The following is a 23,615-nucleotide window of genomic DNA, read 5'->3' as shown; positions in this document are numbered from 1 at the left end:
TTGATTGTCTATATTGTTTTTTGAATCAGCATTTACATTTAAAGCAGTTGTACTTCGAGCGCCTCAGTCCGCTACTTATTCATTGTATAGGTAATATTGATTGTCTATATTGTTTTTTGAATCAGCATTTACATTTAAAGCAGTAGTACTTCGAGCGCCTCAGTCTGCTACTTGTTCATTGTATAGGGAGTATTGATTGTCTATATTGTTTTTTGAATCAGCATTTACATTTAAAGTAGTTGTACTTCGAGCGCCTCAGTCCGCTACTAGTTCATTGTATAGGTAATATTGATTCTCTATATTGTTTTTTATTCTTTGAATCAGCATTTACATTTAAAGTAGTTGTACTTCGAGCGCCTCAGTCCGCCACTTGTTTCTTATGATGTATCACATATAATACCTCAGTCCAATGTTTGTTACTAGATTTAAAATATAAAATTTCGATTTCGCTTAGTTTTTATTGGTTTTACCAACACCTAATATTAACAGACATTTATACATGCTGCTATTTGCAGTGTTAAAAAGGAAATAGTATCTTCGAGTATATTATAAAACCGAAAATAGATGGACGAATTCAGACAAATAGTACCTGTAAGTGCTTTGGATCAAGATAACAAAGTAGCATTTTACAAAAAAACATATACAAACTTAGCTTTTGCAATATTACTCTTCATTGTAATGGAGTATTTATTACTGCAAGTAGATTTTATTGTGAACCTGTCAATACAACTGATACAGAGTTGGGCATGGTTACTAGTATTAGGCGGCTTTATGCTAGCGAGTAACTATGTAGAGCGCATGGCGGCATCTTCTAAAGATAAAAACACACATTACTTAGCGTTATTTGTATATGTGTTTTTTGAAGCCTTAATATTTGTGCCGTTAATATACTTAGCTATTCAATATTCAGGAGCATTAGAGAAAGATATATTATCGCAAGCAGCTGTAATGACATTAGCTTTATTTACAGGGATTTCAGCAGTTGTATTTCTTACTAAAAAAGACTTTTCATTTTTAAAATCGGTCATTACAATGGGAGGCTTCATTGCTATAGGATTGATTCTAGCAGCCTATATAGGCGGAATACATTTAGGTTTATGGTTTTGTGTTGCAATGGTGATTTTAGCAGCAGGATCTATATTATACCAAACCTCTAACATGGTACACAAGTACGAAGAAGACCAATATGTAGCAGCCTCTTTAGGGTTATTTGCTTCATTAATGTTACTATTTTGGTACGTTTTAAGTATGTTTATGAGTGAATAAATAAAACCAAATTCTAGATATAAAAAACCGCTTTGCAACAATGTAAAGGGGTTTTTTTGTGGTTTCGAGTGCCTCAACCACAAAAAGTAACAAGTGTCTAAGTTATCAAAAGATGTTATTTGTTGATTGTTTTTTGATATAACACCTAGTATTCTATATGTATAATTATTATTCGTTATTAAAAGCGATAGTGTGTCTAAGATTAAGTCTTTATCAAATGTTTTATCATTCGCTGTCTGGCTTTACCTTGTGCTAGCTGAATACTCTTAGCATAGTCTTCGTCCGATAACGCTCTATTTATAATCTCTCCATTTTTGTATACAATCCACCAATACTTTGATTCTTGTACATATTGTGCAATCAACCGATAGCCATCATCTGTAATTACTTCTTTAAATTTTTTATTTCCTTTCCAACGCATGATTTAGGGGAATTAGCATTTTTAATATTGTAAAAATACTAAAAACAACAATTAACATATTTACTTTTCGATTAATTGCAGTTTGTCATAGATAAAATAAATGCCTTAGTACTAAGACCTAGTAACCAAGTTGGGAGAATTGAGAATTTAGTATTGAGAAGTTTTAAGGTAACTAGAAGTTCTTAAATAACGAAATACTAGCACCTGTCACATTGAGCTTAGTTGAAATGTGATCCTTTCCACATTGAGCCTAGTCGAAATGTGATCTTTCTCACATTGAGCTTAGTCGAAATGTGATCCTTCCCACATTGAGCCTAGTTGAAATGTGATCCTTCCCACATTGAGCCCAGTCGAAATGCAACTTCCCGTAAGAAAACCCATAAACTCCTACGGATGTTTTGCCTGAATTTCACTCGTTTTATCACTATTCATAGGAATTGTTTTTGAAAAAATACTGAGATTCATCCTATGAAACACAATTGCAGTGCGCATCTGTACTCAAAAGTTTTCGTGTTGCACGGCTGCGAGAACATTTCCAACACGTCGGAAAGCTTACTGCATTGCTGCGAGAGCGTTTCTAACGTGTCGGAAAGCTTCCTGCACGTCTGCGAGAACGTTTCTAACGCGTCGGAAAGCTTCCTGCAGGTCTGCGAGACGCTTCCAAACGCGTCGGAAAGCTCCCTGCATTGCTGCGAGAAGGTTTCAAACGGTGTTTTATTGCGAATTATGCAATGAAATACTAAAAAGTGAACAAAAAATTATGAATTATTTAAAATTGATGAATTATGGAAACACCCGTTTATTCTCGCTACAGAAATAGCGAACTATTACAATACATGAAAGATGTATTAGAATTGGTCAACGCAAATGATGTTGACGTATTACAACTTACCACACAACGTGATGCCTTGGCGACACTCATTGCACAAATGGACAATTTGTTTCAACAGGAACAAAGTAGCGGCATTACACAAGAACTTATTGATTTAGACGACAGACGTGACAAAGCGTTTATAGGAATCAAAGCTACTTTGGAAGCAAACCAATATCATTTTGATGAAACGGTAAAAGACGCAGCTGCTAGTTTGTTATATAACATGAACAGCTACGGTACTAACATTCCACGAATGAATTACCAAGCAGAAACAGCCGTGATTGACAGCATGTTGTCCGAATGGGAAACAGAAACAGTACTGATTGCTGCTATTGCAACCTTAGGTTTGGGTGGTTGGATTGCTGAACTAAAAATAGCCAATCAAGTTTTTAACGATCGGTATTTGGCGCGTATCTCTGAATCGGCAGCCAATCCAGCTACAAGTTTTACAGCGATCCGTGATGTTGTGATTAGTACCTATCGTGAACTTACCGCACATGTACAAGCGCATGCTACTTTAGGAAGCAACGCCACGCATCAAGAATTGGTAAACGAAATCAGTGTTTTGGCAAAGCAGTACAACCAAACTATTAGTGTACGTATAAACTCGTCATCGGAAGACGAATCGTTACCAAATACTGATGATGTAGAAATTCAAGAAGAAGCTTCACAAGTGTAGGTTCATTATAACGTATGTAGTGAGTATAAAAACCATCCGAATAGTATAACAGCTATTTGGATGGTTTTTGTTTTGTTGGAATGTGGTTTTCCGTAACACAAGTTTGTCAATAAAATGTACTATTGTAAGAATTAATCTTACAAAGAATAGAAGATACTTGCCAAAAATTAGTATTTTTATTTTCAAAGTAAGAAACCACTAAAAACCTTGAATAAAAAACAACTTTCAGAACGAGATATTTGCACAAAGTTTATAAACCCAGCCATAAAAAAAGCAGGTTGGGATATGATCACCCAAGTACGAGAAGAAGTATCTTTTACTGATGGGCGAATCATTGTACAAGGTAAGCTATACGCGAGAGGGAAAAGAAAAAGAGCTGATTATATATTATACTATAAACCCAATGTTCCAATAGCTATCATAGAAGCAAAAGACAATAAAAAACCTGTTGGACACGGAATGCAGCAAGGTTTAGAATATGCTAAAATGCTACAAATTCCTTTTGTATTTACTTCCAATGGAGATTCTTTTGTATTTCATGATCGAACAAAGACAGAAGGTGAAATTGAGAAAGAAATTGGTTTAGATGAATTTCCATCTCCTCAAGAACTATGGAATATCTATCTCAATACACAAGAATTAACAACAGAAAGTGCGAAACATATTGTTGAGCAAGATTATTACGTAGATGAAAGTGATATGTCTCCTCGATACTATCAACAAAATGCTGTCAATAGAACGTTGGAAGCCATAGCCAAAGGTCAAAACCGTATTATTTTAGTTATGGCAACTGGGACAGGAAAAACCTATACTGCCTTTAATATCATTTGGAGATTATTCAAATCAAAAGTTAAAAAGAGAATTTTATTTTTAGCAGATAGAAATGCATTACTAGAACAAACGAAGAATGGAGACTTTTCTCCTTTGGGGCAAGATATCATGCATATTATCAAAAACAGAAAAATAGATAAATCATATCAAATATATTTTGCACTATACCAAGGCTTAACAAGTACTGAGGAATCTAAAAATGCATACAAAGAATTCAGTAGAGACTTTTTTGATTTAGTAGTAATTGATGAGTGTCACAGAGGGAGTGCCTCAGAAGCTTCTGCTTGGCGAGAAGTGTTAGATTACTTTTCTTCAGCAACACAAATTGGACTTACCGCAACACCTAAAGAAACCAAAGACGTTTCTAATATGGAATATTTTGGCGAGCCTGTATATACCTATTCATTAAAACAAGGGATTTCAGATGGTTTCTTAGCTCCTTACAAAGTCGTGCGTATTTCTACAACTATTGATGAAGGTTGGCGACCAACGAAAGGAATGCTAGATAAATATGGAAATGAAATTCAAGACCGTATTTATAACCTAAAAGATTATGATCGGAATCTAGCCATAGATGAGCGTACTATACTAATTGCAAAAAAGATTACACAATTTTTAAAAGCAACCGATCGTTTTGCTAAAACTATTGTTTTCTGTGTAGATATAGATCATGCGAATAGAATGCGTCAAGCATTGATTAATGAAAATGCTGATTTGGTTTCTGAATATCCTAATTACATTGTGAAGATTACAGGAGATGATGAAGTTGGTAAAATGGAATTAAGCAATTTTAAAGATGTTGGAGAGCCAATTCCAACCATTGCTACAACTTCCAAAATGCTAACAACAGGGATAGATACCAAAATGGTAAAACTGATTGTGTTAGATGCCAATATTGGTTCTATGACAGAGTTTAAACAAATCATTGGTAGAGGAACGCGTATCAGGGAAGCAGATGGAAAAGTGTTTTTTACCATTATGGATTTTAGAAAGGCAACCAATCTTTTTGCTGATCCTGATTTTGATGGCGATCCTGTTCAAATATATGAACCTGCAACCGAAGAAGATGAGGTTGTGCCTCCAATTAATGACGATATACCAATGGAAGAAGGAGAAGAACCAATTCCAGAAGGTGATTTTATAGATCCGGATGTTTCCATTGATGTAAATGAAAGTGAACCAAAAAAATACTATGTAAACAATATTCCTGTGGGTGTTGCCAATGAACGAGTTCAGTACTATGGTGAAGATGGAAAACTAATTACGGAATCTTTAAAAGATTATACCCGAAAAAATATATTAAACGAATACAGTTCTTTAGATGATTTCATTCAAAAGTGGAATACTACTGCAAAAAAAGAAGAATTATACCAAGAGTTGGCGGAACACGGAATATTAGTAGACGCATTAAAAGAAGAAATAGGTAAAGATTTAGATGTTTTTGATTTAATTTGCCACATCGCTTTTGACCAACCACCATTAACCAGAAAAGAAAGAGCAAACAATGTACGCAAGCGAAACTACTTTGCTAAATATGGAGAAACTGCGCAAAAAGTGATTGAAGGTTTATTGACTAAATACGAAAATGAAGGTATTTCTGCCATTGAAGATAAAAGTGTGATTAAAATACAACCACTCAATCAAATAGGATTACCAATGGAAATACTAAGAGCTTTTGGAAAACCAAAAGACTTTGAAAAGGCAGTGAAAGAATTAGAAAACGAAATATATAAAAATAACATCGCTTAATGAGCAATATAACATCAATAATAAAGTCTATTAGAGACATCATGCGGAAGGATGCTGGTGTAGATGGAGATGCACAACGTATATCACAAATGGTTTGGATGCTGTTTATGAAAATCTTTGCAGACAAAGAAGAAGAATGGGAATATACGTTGGATAATTATAAAAGTCCTATTGAAGCTAAATTCAAATGGGATAGTTGGGCAGCTGATGATGAAGGATTAACAGGTGATGAATTGATGGAATTTATCAATACAGAGCTTTTTCCTGCGTTAAAAAGTATTGATACTTCTAAAACGGAACAAGCAAAAATTATAAAAGCTGTTTTTGAAGACACTTACAATTACATGAAAAACGGAACACTATTCCGCCAAGTAATTAACGAAATTCATAAAATTGATTTCAACAGTAGTGAAGACCGACATACGTTTAATGATATTTACGAAACCATTTTAAAAGAACTCCAATCTGCGGGTTCTTCAGGTGAATATTACACGCCTAGAGCCGTTACACAATTTATTGTAGATATGGTAAACCCGCAATTGGGAGAAAGTGTGCTCGATCCTGCATGTGGTACAGGAGGATTCTTAACTTGTTCCATTGACCATGTTCGAAAACAAGTAAACAACCCAAAAGCAACGCAAACTTTACAAAAATCAATAAGAGGAGTTGAAAAAAAGCCTTTGCCACATTTACTCTGTACTACCAATTTAATGTTACATGGTTTTGACCAACCTGCGGTAAGTAGAGGAAACATGTTGACCAAATCATACAGTGATTATGGAGCAAAAGATCAAGTACACGTCGTACTTTCCAATCCGCCATTTGGAGGAACAGAAGAAGATGGAACAGAAAAAAACTTTCCTAAAAAGTTTCAAACCAAAGAAACTGCTGACTTATTCTTAGCACTCATTATCAAAGTATTAAAGAAGAATGGACGTGCAGGCGTGGTATTGCCAGATGGCACCTTGTTTGGCGAAGGTGTAAAAACAAGAATAAAAGAAGAACTACTCAGCAAATGTAACTTACATACCATTATTCGTTTGCCCAATGGCGTTTTTAACCCGTATACAAGTATAAAAACCAATTTACTATTCTTTGATAAAGGAAAACCGACCAAAGAAACTTGGTATTATGAAATGCCATATCCGGAAGGTTTGAAGAATTTCACACGATCAAGACCAATTAACATTAATGATTTCAAGATATTAAAAGATTGGTGGGTTAAGAGAACCGAAAACAAACATGCTTGGAAAGTTTCAGTAAAAGAAATTAAAGCGTCTAACTACAATTTAGATATTAAAAACCCTTTTATAAATGAAGCAGAGAAAGTCTTTACTACAAATGAAATCATTGAAAAATTAACATCTAATCTCGATAGGTCAAAAGAGTTGATTCTAAAAATTCAAAAAGAATTAACATGAATAAAGAGAAAGTAAAAATAAGTTCATTTTTATCGGAAAGGAAAGATCGTTTTAAACCTGATGTTGCAAACAAACTAGGCTTAAAAAGAGTTCATAAGATTGATTTTTCTGGTAACATTCATTTAGTTGAGCACAAACCTACTAGGACAAATATGATTCTAGTAAAAAATGGAGACTTACTTATTTCGGGTATTAATGCAGAAAAAGGTGGTGTTGCTATTTATGAATTTAGTGAAGATGCTATTGCAACAATTCATTATTCATCTTATACTTATGACGAAACTAAAATCAACATTGATTATCTAAAATGGTTTTTAAAAAGTAATGCTTTTAAACAAATTTTAATTGATCAAGCAGGAAGTGGTATTAAAAGCGAGTTGAAACCTAAAAGGTTTTTACCTTTAGAAATTAATTTACCTTCATTAAGTGAGCAGATTGTAATTCTAGAAAACCTAAATTCTATTAATTCTGAAGCAGAAGAGCTTGAAAGTCTAATACTTGAAAATGAAGTCTTTTTATCTAAACTCCGTCAATCCATCTTACAAGATGCTGTGCAAGGAAAACTAACTAAAGAATGGCGAGCAAGAAAACCAACTGTTGAACCAGCCAATAAATTACTCAAAAAAATAAAAATAGAAAAGGAACAACTTATAAAAGAAAAGAAAATAAAAAAAGAAAAACCCTTACCTCCAATTTCTAAAGAAGAAATTCCTTTTGAAATTCCTAAGAGTTGGAGTTTTTGCAGAATGGGTTCAGTTTCAGATATACAAAGAGGTTCTTCTCCAAGACCAAAAGGAGATCCGAGATACTTTTCTAATGTGAAAACAAATAATCATTGGATTTCAATTAAAGATATATCAAAATATTCAGAAAATAATAGGCTTCTTAATACAAATGAATTTTTAACCGATTTGGGAACTAAATATAGTAGATATGTTGATAAAGGAGAGTTAATTGTTGCTGTGAGTGGTTCTACAACAGGTAAAAGTTGTTTAACAGGAATTGAAGGTTATATTTATGATGGTTTAGCTCTTATTAGGATAATAAATAGTATTAATTCTGAATTCTTATTGTTTTATATGCTCCAATTATATAATCATATGAACGATTCAAAATTTGGCGCAGCATTTCCAAATATCAATACTCAGTTTTTAAAAGAAATGATATTTCAACTGCCTCCAGTTGAAGAACAAATAGTAATTGTAGAAAAAGTAACTCAATTATTAGCATATTGTGATGTATTGGAACAAGAAATAATAACAAGTAAAACTAATGCTGAAAAGCTCATGCAGTCTGTGTTGAGTAAGTTGTTAGGAGAAGGAAACAATGTTTTGGTAAATAAACCAACTACAAAAAAACAAGAGAAAAAGCCTTCAAGAACAATAAAATATAATAGTAAGACGATACTTATGGATTTAGTAAAACTATTACAAGAAAATGGTAAACTGCATGCAGAAGACCTTTGGAAAATGTCTAAATATCCAAATGATATTGATGCATTTTATGCAGAGTTAAAAAGACAAATTGAGGAAGAAGAAGCTATAAAGGAAAGTGAAGAAAAAGGATATTTAGAATTAGCATGAGAATAGATAAAGTATATATTGACAACTTCAAGAATTTGAATGACTTTTTCATAGATATTAATGAAACGAAGTTACATACCATACTTATTGGTCAAAATGCGGCTGGTAAATCTAATTTCATAGAGGCATTAGTACTTATCTTTAGAGATTTAGATTTAGAGAACGAAACAGAATTTAATTATGAAATTGAGTATAGGTGTAGTGGTAACTTTATTAAGGCAATTGGAGGAAAAAGTATAAGGGGTAAGTATCAGTTATACTTAGGAAAGTTGTTAGATGATGGAACAGTTGTATATCCTAGAACAGTATTATCTAAAAAGAAGTTTAAGGCAAATAAAGATGAGTATTTGCCTAAACATGTATTTTCTTATTATTCAGGAATAAGTAATCGTTTGTTAGAACATTTCGACAAGCATCAAATTCGTTTTCGTAATGATTTATTAAAAGGAATTGATCATCCAATCAGAAAGTTATTTTATACTAGGCATATCCATAGTCATTTTGTATTAATGGCATTTTTCTCTTTTAGTGATTCCAAGATTCAGGAATTTTTAGAAGAATTTTTAGATATTGTAGGACTAGAATCAGTATTGTTTGTTTTTAAAGAACCAAATTGGAAACGTAATAATGACTCTAAGGATTTTTGGGGAGCAGGAGGATTGGTTCGTAAATTCCTTGAGGATCTCTGGGCAATTTCTATGGCTCCAATTGTAACAACCGAGTCTGTAAGACTTGATTTCGTAAAAAAAACAAGCCAACAGCAATTGTATTTATATATCTCTAATTTAGAGAAGTTACAAAATTTGGCTAACCGATATTCAAATCATTCATTGTTTTTTAAAACACTAGAAAGTACTTATGTTTCTGATTTGATTGAAGAAGTCAGAATAAAAGTGAGAAAGCGTAATACAGATGGTACCATTACATTTAAGGAATTATCTGAAGGGGAGCAACAACTATTAACAGTCTTAGGATTAATTCGCTTTACGAAAGAAAATGAATCACTTTTTCTATTGGATGAACCCGATACGCATTTAAATCCGCTTTGGAAATGGAAATATATGAGCATGTTGGAGGATCTAGTAGATGAAAACGATAATTCTCAAATAATAATGACAACTCATGATCCATTGGTAATAGGCGGATTAACTAAAGAAGAAATTCGTGTTTTTCAGTCTGTAAAAAAAATAGATGATAAAGGCAAAGAATATCAAAAAGTAGAAGCTTTTCAACCTGATTTTGATCCACAAGGATTAGGAGTCGCAGGAATTCTTACAAGCGAATTTTTTAATTTGCCTAGTAGCCTTGACTTAAAAACTGAAGCAAAAATAGTTAGACAATATGAGTTGTTATCAAAGGAAAGACATGGAGAGTTAACAGAGTTTGAAGTAAAAGAATTATTTGCATTAAATGATTATTTGAATGAAATTGGTTTTAATCAAACCTCTATAGATCCTTTATATGACAAGTTTATTGATGAATTACTAAACATTCCAGACTTTACTTACAACCCTAAATCAGAAGAAGAAAAGGTAAAACATGATGAAATTATTAAGTCTGTTTTGAAAAAAATTACTTCGAAATAATGAGATACGTAGATTTATCAAAAATATCGATCCCCAAAGCTTGGCTTACAAAAGCACAAAAATTGCAAAAAGAGCTAATAGGAATTAAAGAAATTAAGGACAAATTAAATCATATAGATAAAAATCAAATATGGAATGATAAGTCTTTAGTCAAAGTATTAAGTGATGCGATGGATGGAAAATGCTGGTATTCAGAAGCAAAAGATTTAATGTCTGACAGAGATGTTGACCATTATAGACCAAAAAAAGAAGCAAAATGTATTCATAGAAAAAAAAGAGATGGTTATTGGTTTTTAGCTTACGATTGGGAAAATTATCGATTTAGTAGTATATATAGTAATCGACTAAGAAAAGATAAATTTACAAAAGAGAATGTTTCATTTGGTAAAGGCTCATATTTTCCATTAAAAGCTAGCTCTACGGTTGCATTGACGAAAAAGCAAACCGAAGATGAAAGCCCGTATTTATTAGATCCCACTAAAAAATATGATGCTTCACTAATATCATTTAACGGATTTGGTAATGTGGTACCTTCCGTTCCTAAAAGTTTTATTTGGGATGTATTGAGAGTAGAATCATCAATTAAATACTATCATCTAAATCATTCACCTTTGAAAAAGGCAAGAAAAAAAAGATGGCTAGCATGTCAAATAAAAATAAATCAAATAAAGAAATTATGTTCAGACCCAGATATTTCAAGTAAAGATGAAAATACAGTAGAGACATTAAAAGATGAGTTAATATCTTGGTCTCAAGATACTGAAATCTTATCTGGTGTTGTTTTGGCTTGCCTTGAGAGAAACAAAATGACTTATATATTGACGGTATAATCATCAAAACATGCAAAGACAAGAGTTTAAAACTTGGCTGCTTGAGTATAAGCAATATGATATAAGAACGACAAACACGCGGATAGGTAATTGCAGTACTTTAGAACATGCTTATGGTAATCTTGACGAGCATTATGCAAAGGATAGACTCAGCTCGATTTTAAAATGGCTAAAATACTCCAAACAAGATGAAAGAGCAGGAGCAAAGCCACATCCACCATTACAAATAGAAGGAGATTTTTATACTGGTTTGGCAACTTTACGACAGGCGTTAAATAGATATTCTGAATTTAAATTACAACAAGAAATAAGCGCTGAAAATACAGAAGATAATACTTTAAGTAATGTTTCTATTACAGTAAATTTACCTACGGATAGTAAATCACAAGTACCATCTGAAAATAAAAACACATTACTTTTACTTCCCATCAAAAACTTACGCAATAAAACTTTTGAAATAGGAAGTTATCAAAGAGGTTATAAATGGAGTAAAAAGGAAATACTAGAATTATTAAATGACATACACAGTTATGATGAAAGCAAAGGGCTTTATTGTTTGCAACCGCTTGTTTTAAAACCGCTTAATCAGGAGAAGGAAGAAATAGTCATAGAAAACAACACGTATAATATATTTACAAAAAATGAAGTAGTTGACGGGCAACAACGGACTACCACTTTATTTCTTTTGTTACAATACTTTGTACATAAAGGTTGGATTGAAAAAGAGTATCTATATAACATAGATTTTAAAACAAGGGAGCGAAGTGGAATCTTTTTAAAAGAATACCTTCCTTTAATCTTTGATTTTTCACTTGATGCCATCACTGAAAAAGAACTAAAAGCGCAAGAATACCACGATTTAAAAAGTGTCAACACATTATGGTCAGCTTTTATAAAAGAGTATTCAAATTATAACAATGTTGATGTATATCACTTCTTTGTGGTTACGAGTTATTTTATTCGTTGGATTGAAGTCTTTTTGTCAGAAGAAGCGCAAAGAAAGGAATTTATTTATAAGTTATTGGAGAGCATAAAAGTAATTTGGTACTCATTAGATTCTTCACAAGGAGATAGCCAGATTACCCAAGTGTTTTTAAATAATAATAAAGGGAAGATTGGTTTAACATCTTCAGAATTAATTAAGGCACTTTTTATTTTAGATATTAAAAAAAATGAGACTGTATCTATTAGTAACATACAAATCAATCAGTTTGCTTCAGAATGGGATAGTGTAGAAAAGCAATTACAAGAAGATAACTTTTGGTACTTTATTCAACCAAATGAAGAGAAATACCAAGATGGCACACGAATCGACTATTTATTTGACTTATTACTTGAAAAACCTTCAAAAGCGGATGCTTTCTTTTCCTATCGACATTTTGAAAAAGCATCTAATGATAAAAAAAGTATAATTAAATCATGGGAAAAAGTTATACAGCTTTACTACAAATTACTCAATTGGTATCAAGATTCTGAAATATTTCATTTTGTAGGTTACCTTACCAATTCCAACATTAGAACTGTAGCTAGATTGCTAAGGGATAATAAAGGAAAAACAAAAGAAACACTGAAAAGGGCATTGAAAGATATTATTATCAAAGATTTTAAAAAGAAAGGAAAAACAAAAGAAGGAAAAACGTTTTTAATATACAATACTGATATCTTAGATTATAAAGATTATTACAAAGAAACGCGCAAAGTTCTTCTCCTTTATAATGTCTTCTACTATTTGGATAATATGGCAGGACATAAATTCCCGTTTGAACTGTTTGTGAAAGAAAAATGGAGCATTGAACATATTATCCCTCAAACACCAAAAGATATTGAAGATATTGTTGTGTATATTCAATGGTTTAAAGATATGATAGCTCACGGTGAATTAGAAGTAGATACCGTCATTGAAAAAATAAAAGCGTATAGTTCTGTTGAAGATTTAAAAAAGAATAAAGAATTAAAAGTTGATTTAGACAAAATAATAGATGAAAGTGAAAATGTTACACATAGCTTGAACAATTTAGTATTGTTAGATAGGAATACCAACAGTGCGTTAGGTCATGAATTGTTTAATATGAAACGAAATAGAATATTACAGTTTGCAAAAGATGGACATAATGATAAAGAAAAGCCAGTATTTATTCCTATTGAAACATTAAATGCCTTTAATAAAACATTTAGTAAAAAAGTTAATATTGAAAATTGGACCAAAGAAGATGGCGATAATTATGTAGAAGCAATTAAAGAACGTTTAAAAGAATTTCTTCCATTAATCTAAAAATATTATGAATAATACACTTTGGAATATTTTAGAACAATACGGAATTGAAATTCCTCCGATTCAAAGAGATTATGCTCAAGGAAGAGAAACAGAACATGCAAACAAAGTTCGGAAAAGCTTTTTGGATGCTATATGCAAGGCATTGGAAACTAATAAACCCTTATCATTAGATTTTGTTTATGGAAAAATACATGGATTAAAAAATGAAGAAGAACATAGAAAAAACAAACAAGCAATACAGTCTTTAGTAAATAGTATAAAAGATTATGCGTTGACAGTGGATCTAAGGTTAAAAGATGTTGAAATTGAAGATAAATTTTCTAAAAAATCAGACTTAGAATACTTAATCCCTTTAGATGGTCAGCAAAGATTAACGACTTTGTTTTTAATTCATTGGTACATTGCTAAACGATTGAAGAATGAGGAAAGTTTAGCCGTTTTAAGTAGGTTTCGTTACAAAACCAGAAAAAGCTCTTCCTCATTTTTAAAACTTTTGATAGATAAGGAAGTGTCTTTAAACTTTGATATAGCTGAAGACAAAGAAGAACGGAATTTAAAAAAGAAGAAACTGTATGTTCAAATTACCAATTTAGAGCATTTTTCATCTTCTTGGTTAAATGATCCTACCGTAAGAGCAATGTTGTTAATGATTCAGGATATTCATATTAGACTGCAATCACATACCAATGAACAATTGAACAATTATTGGATCAGTTTAACTGAAAAGCAACTCTTATGGTTTGATTTTTTAAATCTTAAAGATTTTAATTTATCAGACGAACTGTATGTGAAAATGAATGCACGTGGCAAACAATTGTCTTCTTTTGAAAACTTCAAAGCTTGGCTATTCGATTTAATAAAAGAAAAAAAGTTAATAGAAAATACATTATGGGAATCGTATTCAAATAGCTTTGATGTTGAATGGAATGATATTTTTTGGAATCAAAAAGATGAGGATGTTTATAGTATAGACAATGCATATTTTAACTTTTTTAAAATTTTGTTTTTGTATGATAACACTAAAATAGCCGAACTTGACGGAACTAATTTTGATATAGCAACGAAAGAATTTGAAATTATTAATGTAATATTAAATAACAGTTACTTTGACTGGGAATATTTATGTAGTGCTGTATTTGAAAATAATATCAAAAACTATTTACAAGTTTTATCTTATTGTGAAGGTTTCCATATCAGAGATAATGATGACAAATACTTAAAAACGTTTTTTAAGTTTCAATACTCTGTAAAAGATTCGAAGCCAAGCTGGACGAACTTAATTAAAAACTTTATTACACTTTCTTTCATTTCGGTTAAAGCGAAACCGTTAAAAGTATATTCTGATGAAGATTTTATTCATTTAAAAGAATATCATAGAATCTTATTTAATCTTTTTGATAATACAAACATTGAAAATCCTAGATTGTATCAAAATGCTATTGAAGAAATTGAAGAATTAAATACTAAACTCCGCAACTTTGATTATTCCATTACCAATTGGGTAGAAAACTTTGAATACACAACAAAGTCTGTATTTACTGAGAAACAAATATTAGAAGAGATTTTAAAATATAGACTTTTTCCTGATGATGAATGGAAAACAATAATCTTAGAAGCTGAACAGATTACTTATTTTGAAAGACAATTGAATTTTTGGTTTTACAGGGCTCATATATCTTTGGCTAAAGATAAGTTTGATAGTAGCTTACTAAACAATTCAAAAAGTAAAGAGAATTTTAGAAGTACCACGTTAAAAATAAATAAACTTTTTGAGGAAAAAGAAATTAATCGAAAGGGTGATTTTTCTGAACGTATTTTTGAAAGAGCACTACTTTCTAAAAGTGATTATTTGTTAAAAGAAAGGGGTTATTGGTGTTTTGGTAGAGATTTGGGTCGTGATGTAAGTTGGAAGAGGTTATTCTTTAGAGATCGTAATTCTGCCAATACCAATGTAGCATTATTAGAGGTTTTTGAGCTAAACTTTTTAGATGTTAAAAACTCATTTCAATCTTATATAGATGAAAATATTGCTAAATATGAAATTGAGAATTGGAGGTTAGCTTTTGTAACGAATAAAGAATTGTTTAATTATTTAGGAGATTTAAAATATATAAGAGAGATTTCAAATCATGGATGGGTTATTATAATGGGATCATACAAAACTCATATTGGTGCACATTATGAATTATTTAGTTTAGATTTTTATATAAAACACCTTAGAGGAAAAAGTTTTCCTCCTTTTAATAATGTAGATTATCATACAGCACCCAAAAATACAAAAGAAGAAGTTCCCTGTGCTTTTTTAGATTGGGAAACAGATAAGTTTATATATGCATTTGATGTGAAATTTATTTCTGGAGAATATCATTTAGTTTTCTTTGCTAAGCAAGGTATACTTTCAGATGAGATTAGAATTATTCTAATTGGCTTAGGATTTAATGTAGCTTTTGATAGTTATATTAAAAGCGTAATTTTAGAAGAAGATGTAAAACAAGAAATTCATCGTTTAGTTAATACTTTGGGTAAACTCACAAAAGATATTGCTGATGAACTTGAATAATAATATAATAGGACAAATATGATTAGTCCGCAAACTATACAAACATTTCTTCTAAAAATAAATCCAAGAGTCTCAAGAAACATTTAGAACCCAATGCCAAAACCCAAAGGACAAAAAAACACCAAAAACAAAGCCAAGCATACCAAGCTGATGCAACGCAAACTCAACAAAGAACGTGCGGAGAAAGAAGCGACGAAAGCAAGGCTAAAGGCTATTGTGAAAAAACAAACGAGTCTTCGAGTGAGGATGCTGAGTTGAGTCGAAGTACAGACTCCTATAAATCTTAAACCCAAAAAAAGGCCAGAATTTCTTCTGACCTTGAATGAATAGTTCATTTAAAAATTTAGCAGTTTACACATGTCCAACATGTTTTATGAATTCCTCCAGATACAAACTTTGTAACAATAGTGTTTGTCTCAGCTAATAGATGATGAGAGTGTGGATACTTAACACATATAGTTGCTATTGTAACACCATTTGTTCTTCCTCCGGTGATAGTAGATTGTGTTAAATTAGAAACTGAATTTTTGTTTAGACTTAATGATTTTAGGCTTTGTTTTTTCATGTTATAAAAATTAAATATGCTCCTAAATTTTAGAATGCGTATTAGGAATATAGACGCTTTTCTTGTTAAGAGTAGTTTTTTAGTATTCGTTACGAAAAAAAATGAAAAATATGAGTAGTCTTATACTTTTCCGAAGTATAGCAGGAGTTTTTCGTTAAGAATTTTTGAAGCCTTGGAAAAAAATTAGAAAAAATCATGTGATTCTAGTTTTCTGTAAAAGAAAAACTAGAAATGCCTCTGGAAAAGCGCCTTTTCTTGTATTTTATTCTTATAAATCTTAATAAATTAATTTGAAAAACTGACTTAGAGCTCAAGTTAAAAATAAGTAAAGTTTATCTTTATAGTTTGAAATTATATTGTGATGCCCAAAAAAGGAAAACAAAAAAACACCAAAAACAAAGCCAAGCATAACAAGCTGATGCAACGGAAACTCAACAAAGAGCGCGCAGAGAAAGAAGCTACGAAAGCGAGGCTGAAAGCGATTGTTCAAAAAGCGAATGAAGCGAAGAAGGATGAATGTAAGTAGTAGTGAGAAATTAATATTGAGAAATCTCCAGAATAAATTGACAAGCAACAAATTTAAAATGAAAACTTCGACTTCGCTCAGTTTTCGTATTTTCTGCATACCAAAACCTAATCCCTAAAATAATGGAACTTATCGACATCCTAGACGAACACGGAAAACCAACAGGTGAAATTCTTCCGAAGCGAGAAGTACATCGCCACGGACATTTCCATGCATCTACGCATTTGTGGTTATATACTAAAAGTGGAAAAGTAGTTTTGCAATTGCGAGCAGCGATTAAACCTAATTTTCCAAACTGTTGGGACGTTTCTGTGGCAGGACATATAAGTAGTGGAGAAACTGCTTTACAAACCGCCGTACGAGAAGCAGCGGAAGAATTGGGAATAACTGTGCAAGCTGATCAATTACAACACATCGGACGTTTCCGAATTGATTACCAACATGCGGAAGACTATCGCGATCGTGAATTCATAACTATCTTTGCTTGCGAAATTCCAGATAAACCACTAGAAGTCAAACTACAAGACGAAGAAGTCGCAGATGTAACCTTAATGTCACTAGCAAAAGTAGAAGCAGAGCTAGCTGATGCTGAACTTGCCAAAAAATATGTTCCTTTTAATAAAGCGTATGCTGTTGAGGTTTTTGAAAAACTGAATACATTGTTTGATTAGTTTCTTACTCAATCCATTTTCTAAATTCGCTTGTTGCAGCTGCACTTGTAATTAAATGTTGTTTGTAGTTTTTGATTGAAATTGCCAATCTGTCTCCAAAGTAAGGTTCAATTTTTTCGATGAAATTGATGTTTACGATTTCCCCACGATTGATTTGAAAAAACTCTTTCGGATGTAACTCTTTTACCAAATCAGAGAGCTTATAGCGAAATTCATTTTCTTTTCCGTTTTCATCAATCGCAATGCATTTCCCTGAATTAGATAAAATGGCACCCGTATTTTTTGTGCTTAAAATTTTTATTTCTGTTTTGGTTTTTATGATGATGCGTTCTTTGTAATTGTTGTTTAATCCGTGAATGGTTTCTGATATTTTCTTCCAATCAACCTCTTTGTTTTGGAGATTTTCAAACTTTTCCATTGCTTTCAGAAACTTATTATAACTAATGGGTTTTAGTAAATAAGCGATTCCGTTTACATCGAAAGCATCTTGGTAAAAAGTATTGTAGGCGGTTGTGAAAATGATAGGAGACTTTATAATATTGGTTTTCAATAAAGAAAACACATTTCCGTCTAACAATTCAATGTCAGAAAACACTAAATCTACTTGTTCATTGGTTTGAAACCATTTGTCAACTTCTTCTTTGCTTTGTAACGAAGCTACAATTTCGATTTTATCGTTGTATCGCAGTATATGGTCTGAAATAATTTCAATATTTATAGCTTCGTCTTCTATGATGAGTACTTTCATATTTGTGAAATTAAAGGGATTTCAACAATAAATTCGGTATCAGTTTCTGTAAAAATTACGTCTTTGTTATAAGTGAGTTGATATTGACGTTTGAGATACTCATTCCCTGTACCTGTGCCTAAAGTAAAATCTACTTTGTTTAGTTTGTTTTTTATAATGATGCGATCGTTTTCCCGCGAAAGCGAAATGAATAAAGGGTTTTGAACACTTGCTTTGTTATGTTTTATGGCGTTTTCTACACATAATTGTAATGAACACGGAATTACAAATCCGTTAGTGTTTTCTATGTTACTTTTTAATTGGTAGGCATTTCCGAAACGTTTTTCCATCAAATTCATATAATTTTTCAAAAATGAAAGTTCGTCTTTCAATTCGGCTAATTGCTTTTTTCCATGATTTAAATAGTATCGATATACATCAGAAAAATCATCAATAAAATCGTCCATTTGCTCAGGTTTCTTTTTAGCCAATCCTGATAGAATGCTTAAATTGTTGAATAAAAAATGTGGCTCTAAATTCTTTTGTAGCATTTGTGATTGAATAATTGCCTTTTCTTTTTCGGTTTCTTCTAATGCTAATGTGATTTTTTGCGATTGTCTAAAATATAAAAATGCGGAAGTGAGCGCAAAGATGTCAACAAACGCAAAAGCAACTGACAGCATATTTAAAAACCGAGCCATAAAATCATATGTTTGACTGCTAAGTGTTGTCCATAAAATAAAATCGATTATAAGACCTATGCTAATGAATATAAAAAATGATAAAATATAGACCTTTACAAATTTTAAGATTGTATTAGTCGTATCTATTTTCTTAATAAGTCTCCAAGAAACCAATACCGATAATAATGCAACTATAGAGAATATTAAAATAGTTATGTGATGGTAATAACTATAAAAATCAATATCACCTTTGAGTCGTATAAGGTAAAAAATAAAGATTTTAACACTATTGCTTATTAACAATAATGCAATTACGATTAATACTTGTTTTAGATTTATTTTTTGATTGAAAACCTTCACTTTCTTATAATTTTTTAGATTTACAAAATACATTGTTTAGTTTAAAACAAAGCCGTTTAAAGTATTTAATTCTTTAAACAGCTTTGTTATATATTGCTTATTGTTTTGCTCTGTTTTGTTCTGCTTCGTTTCCAGAATTACGTTGCTTCACTTTTATTTTTTTGTTCCCAAAACTATAGTTTAAGCTAAATTTTACACTTCGGGTGTCAAAATAATTATAGTATGTTTGGTCTATTCCATTAGTTTTTGTGTTTACACTAGTTGCTTTTCGCTTTAATATATCGTTGAGAGCTAGGGTACAATTTAGTTTTTTATCTAGTAATGAAAACTTTAAACCTAGATCTAAGCTAACCATTTCTGATACTGAAAAGTACATCAGTTTTTGTGGAGAAGCATAAATAAGTGTAGTTTCTGCTTGTACAGTTTTTGCTTCGTTTAAATGAAATGTATTTCGGTTGTAAAATTGAAAATTCCATTGACTTACTAATTCAGCATCTAAATTAAATCCATCTTTGTATTGCGTGTCCATTTTAGATAAGGTTGCTTGCGTTGTTGTATTCCACCATTTTGTAGGATTGTATATAAAAGTTTCCGTTACTCCATAATTGTAAGCTGTATAAAAATTATCAAATGTTACTACGATTCTTTGTTGTGCTCCATCTTCTGCTTTAATAATGTTGAAATATCCATTGTCTACATAACTTACAAATGCTTTACTGATGAGTTTTCCTTTGTAAATGTGTTTTAATTCTAAATTATCTGAAATTTGTGGTCTTAAAAACGGGTTTCCTTCTTGATATGAAATTGAATTTATATAAAAACGGAACGGATTTAAACGCTCAAAACTAGGACGTTGAATTCTTCTACTATAACTCAAATTAAACATGTTTACGCTACTTGGAGTATACCCTATAAATACAGATGGAAATAGTTTGTTATACGAATTGATATCTGTTTGATTGTTAGTTTTTGAAACTCCTTTTGTTCGTGTATTTTCAAAACGAAGCCCAATTTTTGTTTGCCATTTTTCACCTAAAGGTTTAGACATATCTGCATATACAGCATTGATGTTTTCAGAATACATAAACTCATTGCTTTGTGTAGGATCAAAAATTGGTGTACCTGTAGTGGTATTGTAAAACGCTACATCGCTATCTGTTTTTGTAATGGTGGTTTTAATTCCGTAAGAAAAATTTGCCCATTTGTTTGGATGTACCATATCTATTTTTCCGCTGTAATTTTTAATCTTTTGATTCGTGCTGTTTTCCGCTTCAAAATAACTTTGATTTGTAATAAATTGTTCACTACTAAAATTTCTATTAGAAGAGTTATTGAAATTAAAGTAATCAACATCAATAGATAATTTTCTGCCAAGTGTGTCTAATTTTTGAACGTAATGTGCATTTATAGAGTGATTTTTTCTTGTGGTTTCGGCGTTACCTTCATTAACAGTGTACGTTCCATTACCATCATTCATGCGTGTTACTCCATCATCAGCAATGCCTTTATCTTCAAAAGAACCTGAATATAAAATTCCGATAGTCGCGTTATTTGTTACATTGTAATCCAAACCTAACCTGCCTGAAATCAAATCTTCTTTATTTTTCATATCAAGATTTGTTGCTGTTGAAGCAGATGGGTAAATAATATCAAATTCATTAAACTGTGCTGTATGTCCTATAGTTCGATTAAAGGAGGCAATTAAACTTAACTTGTCTTTATTGTAGTTAAATGTGTTTCCAAAATTAAATAAAGGATATGTTGCTTGTGTGTACGAAGTTCTTATTTGATTGTTCCAGCTATTTTCTTTTGATTTTTTTAGCACAATATTTATAAGTCCACTATTCCCTTCAGCATCATATTTTGATGGAGGTGTTGTAATCACTTCAATGTTTTTAATATCATCAGACGCAATAGTACTTAAATATGCGTTTAATTCACTTCCTGATAGTTGTACAATTCTATCATTAACCATTACACGTACAGTTCCTTTTCCTACAATGGCCAACTTGTCCGTTTCTACATTTACACTTGGAGTGGCTTTTAGGGCATCAACTGCGGTTCCGCCAGTACCTGCAACAGTGTTTTCTACATTAAAAATGAGCCTATCTACTTTTTGCTGAATGAGTTTTTTACGAGCTGTCACCACTACTTCTTGTAGTTGTTGTCCATCTTCTTCTAAAACGATTGTTCCGATAGTAGCTTGTGTTGGATATATTTTTTTAGTGATAAATCCGACAAAACTAATTTCTAAATACACATTTTCCTTTTTTGTTTTTATAGAAAACGCTCCATTTTCATCAGAAATCGTGCCTGTAATTAGTGAATCATCAGTTTTATCTTTCAGTACAATATTTGCAAATGCAATAGGCATATTTTGCTTGTCAATTATTTTTCCTGTAAAATTTTGCCCGAAACTAATTGAACAAATAAAAGCGATTAAGAGTGTTGTAATGGTTTTCATAATAATAGTAATTCAAAAATTAATAACATCCCAAAAGTATCTTGAGGATGCAGTTTTTGAAATAGCTATGAAATGAATTAAGGAAAAAATGAAATGAATTCGGGGAAATAAAAAGGCATTCAATAAAACAATCAAGTTGTGAGTTGTGGGTTGTGTGTTATGAGAAGTTTCAAAGTCTATTTGAGGTTCTTGAATGACAACCGAAAATCCTAAACATCACACTGAGCTTGTCGAAGTGTAGATTCAGACAATAAAACCATAGATTTGGAAAAGAATGCTTTCTCCAATTGCTACAACTTTGTACTATGAATAAAAATAACACAAGTATGAATACAAAAACAGCAATTATCACAGGAGGAAGTCGTGGATTAGGAAGAGACATGGCCATCAATTTAGCACAAAACGGAATCAATATTATCTTTTCGTATCATAGTAATGTAGCAAAAGCAAACGAAGTGATTTCCGAAATAGAAACCTTAGGGCAAAAAGCAATAGCGTTTCCGTTTGACGCGAACAATTATGAAAGTGGACAGGAATTTGTAAAGAAAGCAACAGACTATTTACAACAAGAGAACAATTCGCCCAATTTTGACTTTCTTATCAATAATGCAGGAACAGGAACGTATAATTTGATTGCAGATACAACAGAAGTACAGTTTGATGAAATGATGCATATACATGTTAAGAGTATTTATTTCTTTACGCAAGCAGCATTACCATATTTGAACAATAGCGGACGTATCATTAATATTTCTAGTGGATTGACACGTTTTAGTCTTCCAGGAATGTCAGCATATGCGATGATGAAAGGCGGTATTGAAGTATTTACACGTTATCTTGCAAAAGAATTAGGGGCAAGAAAAATAACTGCAAATGTAGTAGCACCAGGCGCTATTGCTACAGATTTTGGAGGTGGATTAAACAAAGAAACTGAAAAAGTAAATATCATAGCAAGTTTAACAGCATTAGGTAGAGTAGGAGAAGCTGAAGATATTGGAGGTGTAGTCGCTTTTTTATGTTCTGATAAAGCAGGTTGGATCAATGGGCAACGTATAGAAGTTTCTGGAGGAATGTTGGTTTAAGAAATTATAAATGTTGAATTATAAATGTTGAATTTTAAATGTAAAATGTAAAAGTATTTCTGAGCACCTGTATTCTTTCAATTCACAAGCTGTTACATCAAATGAATTTGCGTTACAAATTTGTATTGAGATGCACTTTTAAACGTCATTGCATGGAAGTAATAAAGCACTTGTATAGAACCCAGTAGCAGTAATCTGTTTGGTTTAGTAAATTATAAATGTTGAATTTTAAATGTAAAATGTAAAAGTATTTCTGAGCACCTGTACTCTTTCAATTCACGAGCTGTTACATCGAGTGAATTTACGTTACAAATTTGCAACGAGATGTACTTTTAAACGTCATTGCGTGGAAGCATAATAAAGCACTTGTATAGAGCCCAGTAGCTGGTTTAGTAAATTATAAATGTTGAATTTTAAATGTAAAATGTAAAAGTATTTCTGAGCACCTGTACTCTTTCAATT

General features: G+C 31.6%; 17 protein-coding genes. 12 read left to right on the top strand and 5 right to left on the bottom strand.

Annotated elements, in window-relative coordinates; translation table 11 throughout:
- Window positions 1–564 precede the first annotated feature (564 nt).
- Entirely contained in the window at window positions 565–1,266 is a 702-nt protein-coding gene (locus tag Q0828_RS24215; protein WP_298427923.1) for a Bax inhibitor-1 family protein, read from the top strand.
- A 202-nt stretch (window positions 1,267–1,468) separates the two neighbouring features.
- Here the strand turns inward: Q0828_RS24215 and Q0828_RS24210 are convergent, their stop codons facing one another.
- A complete protein-coding gene (locus Q0828_RS24210) occupies window positions 1,469–1,687 on the bottom strand; it encodes a hypothetical protein (protein ID WP_298427921.1) in 219 nt (72 codons plus the stop codon).
- Window positions 1,688–2,472: 785 nt separating this feature from the next.
- Between Q0828_RS24210 and Q0828_RS24205 the strand changes: the two genes are divergently transcribed.
- The 8 genes from Q0828_RS24205 to Q0828_RS24170 all read left to right on the top strand — a co-directional run bounded on the left by Q0828_RS24205 (window position 2,473) and on the right by Q0828_RS24170 (window position 16,075).
- Window positions 2,473–3,240 carry a DUF6261 family protein gene (locus Q0828_RS24205; protein ID WP_298427919.1) on the top strand — a complete coding sequence of 256 codons (768 nt, stop codon included), beginning with the start codon at window positions 2,473–2,475 and terminating at the stop codon, window positions 3,238–3,240.
- 207 nt (window positions 3,241–3,447) lie between these two features.
- The gene (hsdR, locus tag Q0828_RS24200) at window positions 3,448–5,820 is read left to right on the top strand and encodes an EcoAI/FtnUII family type I restriction enzme subunit R (protein ID WP_298427917.1); all 2,373 of its coding nucleotides are present in this window, start codon (window positions 3,448–3,450) and stop codon (window positions 5,818–5,820) included.
- The gene (locus tag Q0828_RS24195) at window positions 5,820–7,241 is read left to right on the top strand and encodes an N-6 DNA methylase (protein ID WP_298427915.1); all 1,422 of its coding nucleotides are present in this window, start codon (window positions 5,820–5,822) and stop codon (window positions 7,239–7,241) included. Before hsdR ends, Q0828_RS24195 begins: the two co-directional genes overlap by 1 nt.
- Entirely contained in the window at window positions 7,238–8,824 is a 1,587-nt protein-coding gene (locus Q0828_RS24190; protein ID WP_298427913.1) for a restriction endonuclease subunit S, read from the top strand. Before Q0828_RS24195 ends, Q0828_RS24190 begins: the two co-directional genes overlap by 4 nt.
- The gene (locus Q0828_RS24185; protein WP_298427911.1) at window positions 8,821–10,410 is read left to right on the top strand and encodes an ATP-binding protein; all 1,590 of its coding nucleotides are present in this window, start codon (window positions 8,821–8,823) and stop codon (window positions 10,408–10,410) included. Before Q0828_RS24190 ends, Q0828_RS24185 begins: the two co-directional genes overlap by 4 nt.
- Entirely contained in the window at window positions 10,410–11,240 is an 831-nt protein-coding gene (locus tag Q0828_RS24180) for a hypothetical protein (RefSeq protein ID WP_298427908.1), read from the top strand. Before Q0828_RS24185 ends, Q0828_RS24180 begins: the two co-directional genes overlap by 1 nt.
- A 10-nt stretch (window positions 11,241–11,250) precedes the next feature.
- Window positions 11,251–13,512 carry a DUF262 domain-containing protein gene (locus tag Q0828_RS24175; protein WP_298427906.1) on the top strand — a complete coding sequence of 754 codons (2,262 nt, stop codon included), beginning with the start codon at window positions 11,251–11,253 and terminating at the stop codon, window positions 13,510–13,512.
- Window positions 13,513–13,519: 7 nt separating this feature from the next.
- On the top strand, window positions 13,520–16,075 hold the full coding sequence (locus Q0828_RS24170; RefSeq protein ID WP_298427905.1) for a DUF262 domain-containing protein: 2,556 nt from the start codon (window positions 13,520–13,522) through the stop codon (window positions 16,073–16,075).
- Between the two features lie 343 nt (window positions 16,076–16,418).
- Here Q0828_RS24170 and Q0828_RS24165 read toward each other — a convergent pair whose 3' ends face one another.
- On the bottom strand, window positions 16,419–16,640 hold the full coding sequence (locus Q0828_RS24165; protein ID WP_298427903.1) for a hypothetical protein: 222 nt from the start codon (window positions 16,638–16,640) through the stop codon (window positions 16,419–16,421).
- Between the two features lie 361 nt (window positions 16,641–17,001).
- Between Q0828_RS24165 and Q0828_RS24160 the strand changes: the two genes are divergently transcribed.
- The gene (locus Q0828_RS24160; protein WP_298427900.1) at window positions 17,002–17,166 is read left to right on the top strand and encodes a hypothetical protein; all 165 of its coding nucleotides are present in this window, start codon (window positions 17,002–17,004) and stop codon (window positions 17,164–17,166) included.
- A 122-nt stretch (window positions 17,167–17,288) separates the two neighbouring features.
- Complete coding sequence (locus Q0828_RS24155; RefSeq protein ID WP_298427898.1) at window positions 17,289–17,837, top strand: NUDIX domain-containing protein; 549 nt, start codon at window positions 17,289–17,291, stop codon at window positions 17,835–17,837.
- A 4-nt stretch (window positions 17,838–17,841) separates the two neighbouring features.
- Here the strand turns inward: Q0828_RS24155 and Q0828_RS24150 are convergent, their stop codons facing one another.
- From Q0828_RS24150 to Q0828_RS24140, 3 genes are all read right to left on the bottom strand, one after another.
- Window positions 17,842–18,585, bottom strand: coding sequence for a LytTR family DNA-binding domain-containing protein (locus Q0828_RS24150; protein WP_298427896.1), 744 nt, complete (start codon window positions 18,583–18,585; stop codon window positions 17,842–17,844).
- The gene (locus Q0828_RS24145; RefSeq protein ID WP_298427894.1) at window positions 18,582–19,607 is read right to left on the bottom strand and encodes a sensor histidine kinase; all 1,026 of its coding nucleotides are present in this window, start codon (window positions 19,605–19,607) and stop codon (window positions 18,582–18,584) included. The genes Q0828_RS24150 and Q0828_RS24145 overlap by 4 nt, the downstream gene beginning before the upstream one ends.
- Window positions 19,608–19,704: 97 nt before the next feature.
- A complete protein-coding gene (locus tag Q0828_RS24140) occupies window positions 19,705–22,071 on the bottom strand; it encodes a TonB-dependent receptor (protein WP_298427892.1) in 2,367 nt (788 codons plus the stop codon).
- Between the two features lie 326 nt (window positions 22,072–22,397).
- Here Q0828_RS24140 and Q0828_RS24135 point away from each other — a divergent pair, with 326 nt between their 5' ends.
- The gene (locus tag Q0828_RS24135) at window positions 22,398–23,153 is read left to right on the top strand and encodes an SDR family oxidoreductase (RefSeq protein WP_298427890.1); all 756 of its coding nucleotides are present in this window, start codon (window positions 22,398–22,400) and stop codon (window positions 23,151–23,153) included.
- The last annotated feature ends 462 nt before the right edge of the window (window positions 23,154–23,615 follow it).

Source organism: uncultured Kordia sp., from assembly GCF_947496985.1.
Classification (GTDB): domain Bacteria; phylum Bacteroidota; class Bacteroidia; order Flavobacteriales; family Flavobacteriaceae; genus Kordia.
The sequence above is the reverse complement of the archived record's forward strand: the minus strand, read 5'-3'. Positions and strand labels throughout refer to the sequence as shown.

Coding starts and splice junctions, on each gene's coding strand:
- Q0828_RS24215 (WP_298427923.1), top strand. CDS start 565: ATGGACGAATTCAGACAAATAGTACCTGTAAGTGCTTTGGATCAAGAT.
- Q0828_RS24210 (WP_298427921.1), bottom strand. CDS start 1,687: ATGCGTTGGAAAGGAAATAAAAAATTTAAAGAAGTAATTACAGATGAT.
- Q0828_RS24205 (WP_298427919.1), top strand. CDS start 2,473: ATGGAAACACCCGTTTATTCTCGCTACAGAAATAGCGAACTATTACAA.
- Q0828_RS24195 (WP_298427915.1), top strand. CDS start 5,820: ATGAGCAATATAACATCAATAATAAAGTCTATTAGAGACATCATGCGG.
- Q0828_RS24190 (WP_298427913.1), top strand. CDS start 7,238: ATGAATAAAGAGAAAGTAAAAATAAGTTCATTTTTATCGGAAAGGAAA.
- Q0828_RS24185 (WP_298427911.1), top strand. CDS start 8,821: ATGAGAATAGATAAAGTATATATTGACAACTTCAAGAATTTGAATGAC.
- Q0828_RS24180 (WP_298427908.1), top strand. CDS start 10,410: ATGAGATACGTAGATTTATCAAAAATATCGATCCCCAAAGCTTGGCTT.
- Q0828_RS24175 (WP_298427906.1), top strand. CDS start 11,251: ATGCAAAGACAAGAGTTTAAAACTTGGCTGCTTGAGTATAAGCAATAT.
- Q0828_RS24170 (WP_298427905.1), top strand. CDS start 13,520: ATGAATAATACACTTTGGAATATTTTAGAACAATACGGAATTGAAATT.
- Q0828_RS24165 (WP_298427903.1), bottom strand. CDS start 16,640: ATGAAAAAACAAAGCCTAAAATCATTAAGTCTAAACAAAAATTCAGTT.
- Q0828_RS24160 (WP_298427900.1), top strand. CDS start 17,002: ATGCCCAAAAAAGGAAAACAAAAAAACACCAAAAACAAAGCCAAGCAT.
- Q0828_RS24155 (WP_298427898.1), top strand. CDS start 17,289: ATGGAACTTATCGACATCCTAGACGAACACGGAAAACCAACAGGTGAA.
- Q0828_RS24150 (WP_298427896.1), bottom strand. CDS start 18,585: ATGAAAGTACTCATCATAGAAGACGAAGCTATAAATATTGAAATTATT.
- Q0828_RS24140 (WP_298427892.1), bottom strand. CDS start 22,071: ATGAAAACCATTACAACACTCTTAATCGCTTTTATTTGTTCAATTAGT.
- Q0828_RS24135 (WP_298427890.1), top strand. CDS start 22,398: ATGAATACAAAAACAGCAATTATCACAGGAGGAAGTCGTGGATTAGGA.